This is a genomic window from Hyalangium gracile, from assembly GCF_020103725.1.
Classification (GTDB): Bacteria; Myxococcota; Myxococcia; order Myxococcales; family Myxococcaceae; genus Hyalangium; species Hyalangium gracile.
The window spans coordinates 1-12725 of the sequence record NZ_JAHXBG010000023.1; the positions used below are offsets into that span (position 1 = coordinate 1).

General features: G+C 67.0%; 13 protein-coding genes and 2 pseudogenes. 6 read left to right on the top strand and 9 right to left on the bottom strand.

The annotated features are described in order from the left end of the window. The coding region (locus tag KY572_RS34995) for an FHA domain-containing protein (RefSeq protein ID WP_224248160.1) at positions 1-167 on the bottom strand (167 nt) is incomplete at its 3' end. 644 nt (positions 168-811) lie between these two features. Here KY572_RS34995 and KY572_RS35000 point away from each other — a divergent pair. Beyond that, positions 812-1177: a peptidase M16 family protein gene (locus KY572_RS35000; protein WP_224248028.1), complete on the top strand. Its 366-nt coding sequence runs from the start codon at positions 812-814 to the stop codon at positions 1175-1177. A 67-nt stretch (positions 1178-1244) separates the two neighbouring features. Here the strand turns inward: KY572_RS35000 and KY572_RS35005 are convergent, their stop codons facing one another. After that, on the bottom strand, positions 1245-2447 hold the full coding sequence (locus KY572_RS35005) for an XRE family transcriptional regulator (RefSeq protein WP_224248029.1): 1203 nt from the start codon (positions 2445-2447) through the stop codon (positions 1245-1247). Beyond that, positions 2444-3127: a hypothetical protein gene (locus tag KY572_RS35010; protein ID WP_224248030.1), complete on the bottom strand. Its 684-nt coding sequence runs from the start codon at positions 3125-3127 to the stop codon at positions 2444-2446. The genes KY572_RS35005 and KY572_RS35010 overlap by 4 nt, the downstream gene beginning before the upstream one ends. Before the next feature lie 486 nt (positions 3128-3613). Here KY572_RS35010 and KY572_RS47925 point away from each other — a divergent pair. Next, positions 3614-3757, top strand: a pseudogene (locus tag KY572_RS47925) (hypothetical protein); the annotation flags it as partial. A gap of 21 nt (positions 3758-3778) precedes the next feature. Here the strand turns inward: KY572_RS47925 and KY572_RS47930 are convergent. Continuing rightward, positions 3779-3943, bottom strand: a pseudogene (locus KY572_RS47930) (FHA domain-containing protein); the annotation flags it as partial. A gap of 632 nt (positions 3944-4575) precedes the next feature. Between KY572_RS47930 and KY572_RS47495 the strand changes: the two are divergent. The 3 genes from KY572_RS47495 (at position 4576) to KY572_RS35030 (ending at position 8328) form a co-directional block, all read left to right on the top strand. Further along, complete coding sequence (locus KY572_RS47495; protein ID WP_263452262.1) at positions 4576-5301, top strand: hypothetical protein; 726 nt, start codon at positions 4576-4578, stop codon at positions 5299-5301. A gap of 277 nt (positions 5302-5578) precedes the next feature. Then, positions 5579-6478: a DUF2381 family protein gene (locus KY572_RS35025; RefSeq protein WP_224248032.1), complete on the top strand. Its 900-nt coding sequence runs from the start codon at positions 5579-5581 to the stop codon at positions 6476-6478. 32 nt (positions 6479-6510) lie between these two features. Then, positions 6511-8328: a serine/threonine protein kinase gene (locus KY572_RS35030; protein WP_224248033.1), complete on the top strand. Its 1818-nt coding sequence runs from the start codon at positions 6511-6513 to the stop codon at positions 8326-8328. A gap of 97 nt (positions 8329-8425) precedes the next feature. Here KY572_RS35030 and KY572_RS35035 read toward each other — a convergent pair whose 3' ends face one another. Genes KY572_RS35035 through KY572_RS35045 form a run of 3 tightly spaced genes read right to left on the bottom strand, consistent with a single transcriptional unit; the run spans position 8426 to position 11203 of the window. After that, the gene (locus KY572_RS35035; protein ID WP_224248034.1) at positions 8426-9250 is read right to left on the bottom strand and encodes a heme ABC transporter ATP-binding protein; all 825 of its coding nucleotides are present in this window, start codon (positions 9248-9250) and stop codon (positions 8426-8428) included. Next, positions 9247-10326 (bottom strand): FecCD family ABC transporter permease, encoded by a 1080-nt coding sequence (locus KY572_RS35040; protein WP_224248035.1) that lies wholly within the window; start codon positions 10324-10326, stop codon positions 9247-9249. Before KY572_RS35040 ends, KY572_RS35035 begins: the two co-directional genes overlap by 4 nt. Beyond that, positions 10307-11203 (bottom strand): heme/hemin ABC transporter substrate-binding protein, encoded by an 897-nt coding sequence (locus KY572_RS35045; RefSeq protein WP_224248036.1) that lies wholly within the window; start codon positions 11201-11203, stop codon positions 10307-10309. Before KY572_RS35045 ends, KY572_RS35040 begins: the two co-directional genes overlap by 20 nt. A gap of 83 nt (positions 11204-11286) precedes the next feature. On the opposite strand from KY572_RS35045, the gene KY572_RS35050 reads away from it, so the two are divergent. Next, complete coding sequence (locus KY572_RS35050; RefSeq protein ID WP_224248037.1) at positions 11287-11811, top strand: GNAT family N-acetyltransferase; 525 nt, start codon at positions 11287-11289, stop codon at positions 11809-11811. 10 nt (positions 11812-11821) lie between these two features. Here KY572_RS35050 and KY572_RS35055 read toward each other — a convergent pair whose 3' ends face one another. Continuing rightward, positions 11822-12385, bottom strand: coding sequence for an imm11 family protein (locus tag KY572_RS35055; RefSeq protein ID WP_224248038.1), 564 nt, complete (start codon positions 12383-12385; stop codon positions 11822-11824). 113 nt (positions 12386-12498) lie between these two features. Then, positions 12499-12717 carry a hypothetical protein gene (locus KY572_RS35060; RefSeq protein ID WP_224248039.1) on the bottom strand — a complete coding sequence of 73 codons (219 nt, stop codon included), beginning with the start codon at positions 12715-12717 and terminating at the stop codon, positions 12499-12501. Positions 12718-12725 lie beyond the last annotated feature (8 nt).

Genomic DNA, 12725 nt, shown 5'->3' on the forward strand with positions numbered 1-12725 from the left:
AGCAGGCAGCGCGTGCCGTCCAGCAGCAGCGCCAGGTGCTGGCGGCTCACGTGGGGATCCGGGATGACGATGTCGCACTCCTGGGCGCGGCCCAGCACCAGGCGCTGGCGCTCCAGGGCGACCCGGAGCACCTCCTCGCCCCTGCGAAAGAACACCAGCTCCGGCATGGACGCCTCCTCGGAAGGGGATCTCCTCTATGAGATGCGACGAGGGGCTACTCCTGACTGAGTCAGTAGCGGCGAGGGGCTACTCCTGACTGAGTCAGGAGCGGCGAGGGGCTACTCCTGACTGAGTCAGGAGCGGCGAGGGGGGGCGCTTCCTGGCAGAGGCTGCGCGTTCGGACTTCTGACTCAGTCAGAAGTGGCGAGCGGGGTGTCGCTCCCCGGCAGAGGCCGCGCGTGCGAACTCCTGACTGAGTCAGGAGTGGAGAGCGGGCACCGGCCCAGTCGTGTACGAGGGACGCTCACTCTCCTTCATTCAACGGTTTACCGCGCCACCTCCGCACTCCATCCCCGGCGGCACCTTCGCAACCTTTCGGAATCACACTCCTTTTGTTCGCACCGTTTCCCAAGGCGGACCCAAGGGGCGGGAGATCCTCTTCGCGCCACTTCCTGGCTCCGTGCAATCGAACATCCTGGTGGGCCGCATCGGGCTGAGCGGGGGTTCTTCCGGGTGCTGGTCGCCAACAGCGTATACGGGGGAGGCTTCGCCAGCCGGCGGATGGCGAACATCCGACAGGATAAAGGCTATTCGTACTCGCCACGCTCGGGACTCAGCGCAGCGGGGCGCGCTTTTCCAGGTTCGCGCCCAGGTGCGCAACGAGGAGACGGCCGCCGCGCTGCTGGAGATCCTCTACGAGCTGGAGCGCATCGGCGTGACGGACGTGGCCGCCGAGGAACTGAAGACCGCTCAGCGCTTCCAGTCGGGGGCCTACCTGCTGCGCAGCCAATCCCAGCAAGCCTTCGCCTCGCTGCCGGGCACTTACTGGGTGGTGGGGATGCCGCCCAAGGCGGTGAGCGAGTTCGTGCCGAAGGTGAACGCCGTCACGGCCGAACAGGTGCGCGAGGCCGCCAAGAAGCTCTTCACTTCGGGCAACCAGACGATCGTGGTTGTGGGCGATGAGAAGGTGGAGATGGAGTTGGAGCAGGTCGGCCAGGTGCGAGAGGTCAAGGGGTAGCCGGTAGGGACTGACTTCTCAGCGTGGGGAGGGCCGATGTATAGCCCTCCCTGTGTTGATCCCGCCGCTATCCCCTGCGGGGGAACGTTACCAACTCGCCTATCGTTCCATCGCTGTGTGAAGTGGGTGGCTCAGGCTGCCGTTTGATCTTGGGGAACTCCACCACAGTGGCTGGCTTCTCGAAGTACCGCTCTGGCAGGCCAGCCAACATCACAACATCACGCGCCGAGGTGCCAACGTGGCGCACCACTCCGTTTAACGGCAACACGTTCTCTGAGACAAGCAGATCAATCGTGCGCCTCAATAGCCGAGGCTCCTCGGGGGGCCAAGCTGAGTCGTGAGGTTCGGCCTTGGCACCCCACCGTGCAGAGCGGCGCTTGAAGAGGGCCATCTTCTGGTGCTCGTCGATGATCTTGAGCGCTGAAAGCCGCATGATCATCGCCGCAACCGACACACCCCACCGCACCTTGAGGAGAAGAAGGCTGTCCAACGTGACGGGGGTTCGGACCTGTGCCGCAAAACTCTCGGAGGGCATGAGGAATGCGCCAGCGAAAGCGTGTGCCTGCCGCTCCATCTCGTTGTGCTGCTCCCTTGCTGTAGCCTCTGGAACATGTCGGTGGAGCACAAGGTGACCGAGTTCATGCGAGGCGTCGTACCGGCCACGGAACCCGTTGTCCTTGTCAGCAACGAGTAGCACGAGCGGACGTGCGAGGGTTGTGCTCCAGGCCGACAAGCCTTCGATTTGGGCTACGCCTGTCTCCTCACGGACCAGAATGGTCCCCGCGTTCTCAAGGGCGAGGGCCACGTTCGGAATGGGGCCGCCACCAAGATGCCAGCGCGCGCGGCACTCTGTGGCCGCAGCCTCTATGTCCTCCGTACTGATCTGCTCCGGCGTTGTGAATGTGCGTGAGGGCACGTTCACCTCTGGCAAATCGACGAAGTCTGCCAGCAGGTGGGCCAGCTCATGCCCCAAGTGGAGACGAGCCTTCAGCATTGCGCGTGCAGCACTGTGCGCTGCCGCATTGCTGCGGAAGAGTGGCTTGGAGGCCTCCACCTCGATGGGGCGCGTGAACCACTCCGAACTCACGTTGACAACAGCGGCAAGCCGCTCCAGCGTCTCTGCCTCTGGCGCCTGCTGGCGCGTATGCCACTTGCTGATGGTGGACGGGGACACGCCGACCATCGCGGCGAGTTGAACCTGGGAAAGCCGCCGCGCAGCGAGCACCAAAGCAAGGCGCTCGGGAACGAAGCCGTTGATCCCGTGCTTCATTCCCCCTGTTCCTTCTTCGTCTGCTTCTTCTTGAGCACTGGATGAGCCTTGTCCTCCTGGCCGCTAGACGAGGCGTTCGGGCTCGAAGCCTCGATGCCGCTCGAGGGCTCGATGGTGTACCGGGACACGAAGGTGCTCACAGATTCCTGGAACAGCCACGTCCGCATGGAGTGATCCGGCACAGCGAGTACAACATCGAGCGGCTTCTCGGGCGAGACTCGCAAGTTGCCGCTGAAGACCCCCACAAAGAAGGCGGTCGCTGCGGTGATCGGCTCGGGCGGCCAGAGCGGCAGGGATGGGCGAACGATCTGCTCGATGGCACGGTTGGCCTCAGCGAGAGCGCGCCGGCTAAGGCTGCGGCGAGCGTTGTACCAGGGGCCCTTGGAGATGTTGAAGCGGGAGAGGCGGAAGATACCCTTCGTTCCAACAACAACCTCGTTGCCGCGAAGATCCGAGGGGGACGCATCAGCCACTGCGAGGGCCTCGGCAAAACGCTCGTTCATGAAGAAGTGCCGCATCTGCCCCAGCGCAGATGAGCGGTGCCTGACATCCACCTTCTGCACAGCCGGATAGGCCATACCGGCACCGTCCTCAAGAGCGTCTGCGACGCTGAGCACCAACTCCCGCGGCAGGTGAGCAACGAGCAGATCCGGAATCTCTAGGGCCTTGCCAGCTTCCATCACGCATCTCCCTCAAGCACTTGCGACAAACCGGAAACTACAGCGGAAAAAATGCGCGAGTCAACCGACGACGCATGTAGCCCTTGCTCCTGGCTGGGCATTGTGCGACGTCATGCGCCACCGACTTACCTCTGGGCGCCTCGTGGGGGCCCCCCCTCAAAAACCGGCGTATAGATGAGATGAAGCGCCAGGACACTACCCATGTGCTGGTCCAGCAGCCCCACAACGCAGGACAGTGGGGGCTAGCAGTGGAGTTCATCGGCATCGACGTGCACAAGAGTGAGAGGCAAGTGTACATCGTGGCTGCAGGGGAGAAGTCGTCCTCGAGCAGCGGATCCGCACCGAGCCAGGACGGTTCGCCGAGTTGTTGGGCCGCAGGCCCCAGGCGGCATCTTCAAGGCGGCGTCCACCGAGAGCGAGTGAGTGGCGAGATGCCTGGACCAACTTGGACACCAAGTGGTGGTGGCAGACCCCAACTTCTCGCCCATGTACGCCACGCGCAGCCGCAAGGTGAAGACGGACAAGCGCGACGCTCGAACACTGGCAGAGGCGTGCAAGCTTGGGGCGTATAGGCCGGCCCGCCGTCGGCAGCTCGCCGCGCTGCATGGGCTGGCCGGCCACCACGGTGCCCTGGCCCGACAAGTCCTCCAGCAGGCAGCGCGTGCCGTCCAGCAGCAGCGCCAGGTGCTGGCGGCTCACGTGGGGATCCGGGATGACGATGTCGCACTCCTGGGCGCGGCCCAGCACCAGGCGCTGGCGCTCCAGGGCGACCCGGAGCACCTCCTCGCCCCTGCGAAAGAACACCAGCTCCGGCATGGACGCCTCCTCGGAAGGGGATCTCCTCTATGAGATGCGACGAGGGGCTACTCCTGACTGAGTCAGTAGCGGCGAGGGGCTACTCCTGACTGAGTCAGTAGCGGCGAGCGGCTACTCCTGACTGAGTCAGTAGCGGCGAGGGGCTACTCCTGACTGAGTCAGGAGCGGCGAGGGGGGGCGCTTCCTGGCAGAGGCTGCGCGTTCGGACTTCTGACTCAGTCAGAAGTGGCGAGCGGGGTGTCGCTCCCCGGCAGAGGCCGCGCGTGCGAACTCCTGACTGAGTCAGGAGTGGAGAGCGGGCACCGGTCCAGCGGCACCGTCCGCGAACGCGGACAGTGGTTGTCGTGTACGAGGGGCGCTCACCCTCCTTCATTCAACGGTTTACCGCGCCACCTCCGCACTCCATCCCTGGCGGCACCTCCACAACCTCTCGGAATCTCACTCCTTTTGGTCGCACCGTTTCCCACGGCGGACGAATCGTCCGCGTCCGCGGACGGTCCTCGAGGGTCCGTTCTGGCAAGTGCCTGTTTTCGCACGAACGCAGAGGTTGGCGCGCCACGTGCTCTTGGGTTGCTCAACCGCAACGTCATGCGGCCGGGACGCATGGTGCGTTCCCAGGGGGAGAAGCTCTCATGTTCAATCTGTTCAAGTTCAAGAATGACACCCACGCCACGCCGACGGGCGCCTCCGTCAGCCCCGCCATCCCGGAGGGCACCACGCTCGAGCAGCTGCGCGTCGAGCTGCTCCAGCTGATGGCTCAGGAGAGCAGCAACCACCACCGCATGGGGACAATCTACAACTACATCGTGGAGAAGCGGCTGGCGGAGAAGGCCGGGTTCAAGGACGCTCGCGACTACTTCAGCAAGCACCTGGCGGACCTGTCCCAGGCGACCCTGACCACGTACGGGGCGGTGGCCAACGCCTTCAGCGAGCCGGTGTCTCGCCGCTTCGGCGTCACGTGCCTGTCCCTGCTGCTCAGCTACAAGGAGGCCGCGGACCTGGAGGTGAACCCGGAGGACCCGGGCCCCACCCCCATCGAGGTGCCGGATGAGAAGGGGCAGGTGACGGTGCAGACGTTCGGGGCCTGCAGCGTGGAGCAGATGCGCCGGGCGCTGCAGCACAAGCGCAAGCCGGCCTCCACCAAGCCCCTGCCCCCGGAGGCGCTGCTGCTGGCCGAGCAGTATACCGAGGCGGTGGCGCTGCGCTTCCCCAAGGGCAAGGGCACGCTGGTGAAGGTGACGGTGCGCAACCAGAAGGGCAAGGCGGTGCTGGACTTCAAGGGCATTCCCCTGGAGCAGGTGAACCAGCTGGTCCTCGCGCTCACGGGCGAGCTGCCCCCGGTCAACGAGCTGCCGTAGCCGCCGGTAACGGTCCGGTCGTCGTAATCCCGGGCTCGTGAGGCGAGGCCCCGCGTTCCTGATGAGGACGCGGGGCCTCTCTTTTTTGTACTCCCTGCGTCAGGACTGGTGCCCCTGGTGCCTGGAGAAGAGGCCTGGCGCGCCACATGGCTCGGTAGACGCCACCTGCCGCGAGTGCCGGCTCCTGGTCCGCTGAAGTGAACGTCAGCGCCGGACTTCGACGCGGCAGCCGCGCTCGTCTGTTACTCTGGGAACCTACCTGTGAGGTTCCTCCTTCGTGTTCCGACCCATTGCCTCGCCGTCCGTGCTCGCCTCTCTGCTGGTGGGGCTGACCGCTACCGCCCAGGCTGCGGCTGCTCGCTCCATTGTGCTCACGGGCCAGGAGGGCGAGGCCCCGTTGATCTCCGTGGCGCCGGGCACCGTCACGGTGCTCCTCCTGGACGCACCGCTGCTGCGGGAGTCCGTCGAGGTGGAGGGCCGCGCCCGGTTCGCGGTGCTGTACGTGGGGGACACCATCGTCACGCTCTCGCCCACGGTGGCGCTCGGGCCCGGCGAGCGTCTCGCGCTGCGCGTCAGCTACCGCGAGGGCTTCCCCTCGAGCGTCGTGTTCCTTCTCACCGGACAGCCAGGCACCGTGGATGAGGTGGTGAACGTCAGCCGCGCCCAGCAGCCCGTGGAGGCATGCCGCAGGGAGCTGTCCGCCACGCGCGAGCGGTGCGAGGCGCGGAGCCAGGAGCTGGCGGCGTTGAAGGCACGGCCCCCAGCGGTGAGCCCAGCCGCCGTGGTGCTCGCGGAGCTCGTGGATAAGCACGGCATGCGGGGGAAGGACTTCGCACGTGCGTGCCGCAACTTGAGCGGCGAACTTCACGTTGTCGCGTGCCGAGGGCTCGGGGCGTCGAGGTGGTCCGTCGTCATCCTCGAAGTGAGCAACACGGGCAAAGAGCCATGGGCGCCTGGGTGGGCCGAGGTGTCGCCCGCGACAGGAGGGGAGCGGCGCCGCGCTCGAGCGGTGCTCTCTGGGGCTGCCCACGTTCTTCCGGGCGCTACCGCGCGAGTGGCCGTGGAGGTGGAGATGCCCGCGAGGAAGCCGAAACAATGGCTGAGCGAGCTGCACGCGCTGCGAGTGTGCAGCGAGGACGGTCTCCGCTGTCTGGCTGTCACCGGAGTGGAGCTGTAGCAACGCGTGGGAGGTGCCGCATGGTGGCGCAAGTGAGTCCCTTGGACCTCGAGCCCGGCGAGCGTGTGGACGGCTGGCGCATCGTCCGGCGTATCGGTAGGGGCGGCTATGCCGTCGTCTACGAGGTGGAGAAGGACGGCCAGCGCTTCGCGCTCAAGGTGGCTTGTTTGACGGAGCGCATCAATGACCCATGGCAGGTGGACGCGCGCGCCAGGCGCGAGGTGGCCTGCCTCCAGCAGCTGCGTCACCCCCACGTCATCCGCATGTGGGCGCATGGCCGCTGGCCGGATCCACGCTCGGGCTTCCTCTACATCGTCCTGGACTTCGTGGACGGCTACACGCTGGAACGCTGGGTCGAGCAGACTCACCCAACGCCTCATGAAGTCGTCGTCCTGTTCCGCAAGCTGTTTGACGCCCTGGAGCACCTGCACGGGCACCAGGTCTTCCACCGCGACTTGAGCCTGCGAAACATCCTGGTCTCCAAGGATGGCGAGCCGGTGATCATCGACTTCGGCGCGGCGGACTACGCCACGGCCGACGAGGTGACGGATGGGCCGCTGCCGCCCTGCACCCCGCGCAATCGCAGCCCGGAGGCCCTGCGCTTCTGGAAGGCCCACCAGCACGACCCGGAGGCCCGCTACGCCTTCAAGGCCACGGACGACATCTTCGCGCTCGGAGCCAGTCTGTATGACGTGCTGACGGACCCCACGCCCACGCGCGACAAGCGGAGGCCTCCCCTGGGGGGCTCCGTGATGGCGCCACCCACTCCGCACCGGGCCACCCAGGGGCGCGTTCCGGCGGAGCTGAGCGCCTATGCGATGACGCTGATCCGCCTCGAGCCCGAGGACCGGCCCGCAACGGCCAAGGATGCCAGGCGCCCGCTGGAGGAGTTCGCCCGCTTCGAGGGGCAAGACTGGCGCGGCACGCCCATTCACCCGGTTGCCTCGCAGCTCCCACCCGAACCCGTCGACGCGGCGCCCGTGCCCGCTCCAGCACGGGAACTCGAGGGTTCGCAGGTGCCCGCCGCTTCGTTCGCCGAGGGAGCTGTGTCACCGAACAGCCTCCGCCATGCGTGGCCCCGTCGGGTGCTCGTCGGCTCGCTGGTGTCTGTCGTCCTCGCGGTCGCTGTCGCCGCGCTCGTGCTGCACCGGCCCGTCCCCCTGGCGCCGGCCGAAAAGCCGACAACCCGCCCCAGTCAGTTACCCTCGCCACTCCCTACCCAGAAGGAGGCGAGCCCTTCCGTGACTCCACCTGACACCACCCCGACGCTCACCCGCGCCGTACCTCCCCCTCCAGCAGAGCCAAAGGCCAGCGGGAGGCGCTTATCCTCGAAGGCGCAGCGGTGCGCGCTCCTCGTGTTCTCCCTGGAATGGTTGGGGGCGGGCTGCGCCGGGGTGCAGACGCGACCTCCTCCCGAGGACTGCCCCGAGGGGTCCACGAAGGCGATGGAACAAGAGCTCGGGTGGTTCCTGGAAAGCATCAACGCACCCCTCATCAACCTCGACGTGACGCAGCCACACCCGGACCAGCTGGGCGTGGAGCGGACGGAGGAAAACCTGTGGGCGGTGTACAAGGATGGGCCCATCACGGGTTCGTTGGTCGAGACCCATGGCAATGCCCCCGCGGGCACGCGGGTGGATGGGCACCTGTGGACCACGGGGGATAGAATCTACGGCCGTTATGTCCGAGCCCGCCTTCCTGACGGGCGCACCGTGCCGATCTGCCTCGAGCTGACGGATGGTGGCGATGCCGACACCGACGTGGGCTTTCCCAAGGAGAAGAGCTCGAAGCCAGGCCACACCGTCGGCAGCAAGATCGCCAATTCGATGGCGGTCGAGCGCTGGAGGTGAGCCGGGAGCAGGGGAGGCGTGACTGGGTTGCCGTGGCCGCCACGCCCGGCTCCGTCTCCACCGGGAGCGCCGTCGTCGAGGGCCGTCCGCTCGCACCCTAGAAGTGGATGGAGGTCTCCCCAGCGGGGGAGGGGCGCTCACCCGAGACGATGATCGGGCAGTCCAGCCAGGGGTGCGGCAGGGTCGTCATCGGGTAGCCGAAGGCCTGGCTCAGGATGTCCCGCGTCATGACCGCGTGCGGCGGACCGCAGGCGATGGCCTGGCCCTCGGCGAGAACCAGGACCTTGTCCGCGTACTGCGCGACGAGGTTCAAGTCATGGAGGATGAGGAGCGCCGCGACGCCCTCTCCGGTCAGCTCCTTCACGACCCTCAAGGTCTTGTGCTGATGGGCGACGTCCAGGCTGCTCGTGGGCTCATCCAGCAGGAGCAGCCGGCTGCCGACGTCCTCGTGGATCTGCGCGAGCGCGCGCGCCAGGTGGACGCGCTGCTGCTCTCCCCCCGAGAGCGTCAGGTAGTTGCGCCGCTCATAACCCTTGAGCCCCATGCGCTCCATGCAGGCGCGAGCGATCCGCACGTCCTCGCGGGACTCCGGGCGGCGCTGCTGATGAGGGAGCCTCCCCAGCATGACGACTTCCAGGGCGTCGTAGGCGAACTGGAGGTTGGTGGTCTGGGGCAGTACGGCCCGCCTTCGGGCCAGCTCGGCCCTCGAGCCGCTCCCGAGGGGAGCGCCGAAGACGTGAATCTCTCCACGCTGGCAGGCCAGCTCTCCGGTCAGGTGCTTGAAGAGCGTGCTCTTCCCCGCGCCGTTGCGTCCGATGACCACCATCAGCTCGCCAGGCTCCAGGGACAGGTGGATGCCGGACAGGAGCTGCCGCTCGCCGATGCGATAGTGGAGATCTCGAGCCTCGAGCGCCGGGGTCATAGGGCGTGGGTCCTCCGCTGCCGCAAGAGCAGGTACAGGAAGAAGGGCGAGCCGGCGAGCGCGGTCACGATGCCGATGGGCAGCTCGGAGGGGACCACGACGGTGCGGGCGAGCAGATCCGCGAGGACCAGCAGCACCGAGCCCAGGAGCGCGGACAGCGGCAACAGGACTCGGTGGTTGGGGCCCAGCCAGAGCCGGACGAGGTGCGGCACCACGAGCCCGAGGAAGCCGATCATCCCGGAGACGGCGACCCCCGCGCCCACGCCCAGGGCCACGAGCGCCACGATCGTCCACTTGGTGCGCTCCACCGAGATGCCCAGGTGGTTCGCGTTGGCCTCGCCCAGGAGAATGGCATTGAGCGGGCTGGCGAGGAGCACCATCCCCGCGCCGCAGAGCAGGACCAGCGGCGTGATGGTGGTGACCAGGGGCCACGTCGCTCCCGCGAGCGAGCCGAGCTGCCAGAAGGTGATGGTCCGGAGCTGATCGTCGGTGGACAGGTAGGTGAAGAGGCCGGTGGTGGCCACGCAGAGGGCGTTGATGGCGACGCCACACAGCAGCATCAGCGCGACCTGGGTCTTCCCATTCTCCTGGGCCAGGGACGAGATGAGGAGGATGGCCCCAAAGCTCCCGATGAACGCCGCCATCGGGAGGGTGTAGAAGCCCAGGAGCTGGAGCTTGAGCACGGTGACGGCGGACACGGCGACCGAGGCGCCGCCCGACACGCCGAGCAGCCCCGGGTCGGCGAGCGGGTTGCGGAAGAGGCCTTGAAGGGCCACGCCCGCCACGGAGAGCACGGCGCCGACCAGGGCGCCCAGCAGGACGCGCGGGAGCCGGATGAAGCAGAGGACGGCGTCCTGCTGCTCGGTGAACTCGGCGAGCGGCGGCAGACCGACCCGCGACAGGAGGATGGAGAGCACCTCGGCGGGGCTGATGGACACGGCGCCCACGCCCAGCGACACCACGATGCTCAGGAGCAGGAGGGGCACGAGGAGGAGCAGCCCCTTGGCCCTCTTGCCTCGGGCCACGGGGACGTACTCGCTCGCCGGCAACGTCAGCTCACCGTGAGGGCTGCTCATGGATGGCCGTGAAGACGGTGTCAGCGAACTGGGGGAAGCGAGGACCGACCCACCGGATGGTGTTGTCCACGGCCAGGATCTTCTTGTTCTTGCCCGCTGGAGTCAGGGCCACGCCAGGGAGCTTCAAGGCCCCCTCGACTCCGCCCACCGCCTCGAGGCCGCGGTTCAGCATGAGGATGGCATCGGGGAAGGCCGCCACCATGCCCTCGGCCGTCAGCGCCTTGGTGCCGGTGGTGAAGTCCGCGGCGTTCTGGCCTCCCGCCAGCTCGATGAGCACGTGGACGCCGGTCTCCTTGCCGTAGACGAAGGCCTCGCCCGGGCCGTGGGCGTAGAGGAAGAGGATGCGGGGCTTCTTCTTCTGCGCCGCGATCTTCTTGTTGAGGTCCGCGCGCTGCTTGTCGAGCTCCTGCTGCATCCGCTTGCCAGCTTCCTGGACGTTGAAGAGCCGCGCGACGATGTCGATGCGCCGCTTCAGGCCGTCCATCCCATCCTTGGCGGAGTTCTCGAGGATGAGGACGGGGACCCCGGTGCTGCGAAGCTGCCCGGCGGTGGCGGGCGTGAGGTTCTCCTCCGTGGCGAGCACCACGTCCGGCTTGAGGCTGATGATGCCCTCGATGCTGGGGTGGTAGGGGTGGCCCACCTTGGCGATCTTCGCCTGCTCGGGAGGCCACGTCCCACCGACGTCCGTCCCCACGATGGCGTCACCCTTGCCGAGGGCGAACAGGATCTCCACCAGCGAGGAGTTGACCGCGACCACGCGCCTGGGAGGAGCGATGTCCACGGCCTGGCCGTCGACGCCTTTGAGCGGCTCCGCCAGGGAGAGCGGGCTTGCGAGGGTGACGCCCAGGAGCAACAGTGAGAAGACGGAACGAATCATCTGAATTTGAGAATCAATTTCAAAAAGGACAGGCAAGTCATGCCACTCTCCCGTGGTCGCTGTCAACGAAGGAGAGGGAGGGTATGACCCAGGCTGCGGTGAGGATCCGCCCCGCGACGCTGGCGGACGCGGCGACGCTGACGGAGCTCGGAGCGCGCACGTTCCGAGACACCTTCGCCGCCGACAACACTCCGGAGGACGTGGAGGCGTTCCTCGCCTCGCACTACCGGCCGGAGCTCCAGGAAGCGGAGCTGAAGGATCCGCGCAACCTGTACCTGCTCGCGGAGGTCTCCGGAGTCCCCGCGGGCTTCGCGCTGCTGCGCGACGGAGCCCGCGAGCAGGGAGTGCAGGCCGAGCGTCCGCTCAACCTGTCCCGCCTGTACGTGGACCGGCCCTTCCTGGGAGCCAGGGTAGGGGCCGCGCTGATGCACCGCTGTGTGGAGGAGGGGCGCGCGCGGGGGCACGACGTGCTGTGGCTGGGCGTGTGGGAGCGCAACACCCGCGCCCTGGCATTCTACTCACGTTGGGGCTTCACCGAGGTGGGCGAGATGCACTTCCTGCTGGGGAACGACCGGCAGCGCGATCTCGTGCTCACCCTCGCGCTCTGAAGTGCGACCTCTAAACCTCCTCGAATCTCGTGCCGGTGGCGCCCATGTGCTCCAAGGCGTCCTTGATCTCCTCGGAGACGATCGGGCCGCTCGTCCACCCCTCGAGACGGAAGACCTTGGCGCTTCCCACCTTCTCCTTGTCGATGCGCAGTTCGTACATGACGGGATACCGCCGGATCTTGTGAAGCACTCCCTCCTCGGGCGTCCAACGATCGAACCGGGAAGCCTTCTCGTCGATGCAGTCGATGAGGCGTGTGGCCACGAGGATGAGGTACTGATCCGGTTGGCCCTCCACGTCCACGGGGAGCAGTTGCACATCATCCGGAGCCAGCCGCGCGAACACGGACGCGACCCGGACATGGACCACCGGGACGCTGACGTTCGCTTCAGTGAAGTCCAGCGGAGTGCCCGCGATCTCGACGGGAACTCTCAATCGCTCCGGGAGGTGGACGGGGGCCCCGCGCCTGAACATCCAGTCGTCCACCTTCTGGCCGTGGCCATCCATCGGCGTGTCCAGATGCCAGCGGTGCGGGACATACACATCGTCGGACAGCTCGAAGAAACGCTGGGGCATGGGCAGCACTTAGCCCGGCTGGTGCCGGGTGACGATTCGCCGCAGAAGCCGCCACGGCATGGAGTGCCTCCCTTCAGGGCCGCCCCGCCTCGTCTGCTCGGAAGGACCGGGCCTCAAGGGCTGCGGCGACCGATGAGCTGCGACAAGAGCCCCTGGAACTCATCGGGGCTCAGGTTGATGTGCTCGACGACGTGCCCGTAGAGCATCGCCGTCGGAACGGAGCGTCCGCCGCGCTCCTGCTCCAGGTTCCGCAGGGTGTAGAGGATGATGCGCTGAGCGCGCGTGAGCCCATCCCGCACGTCGGGGATGTGGTCCCGAGGGTCCGAGTTCACTGCCGGCG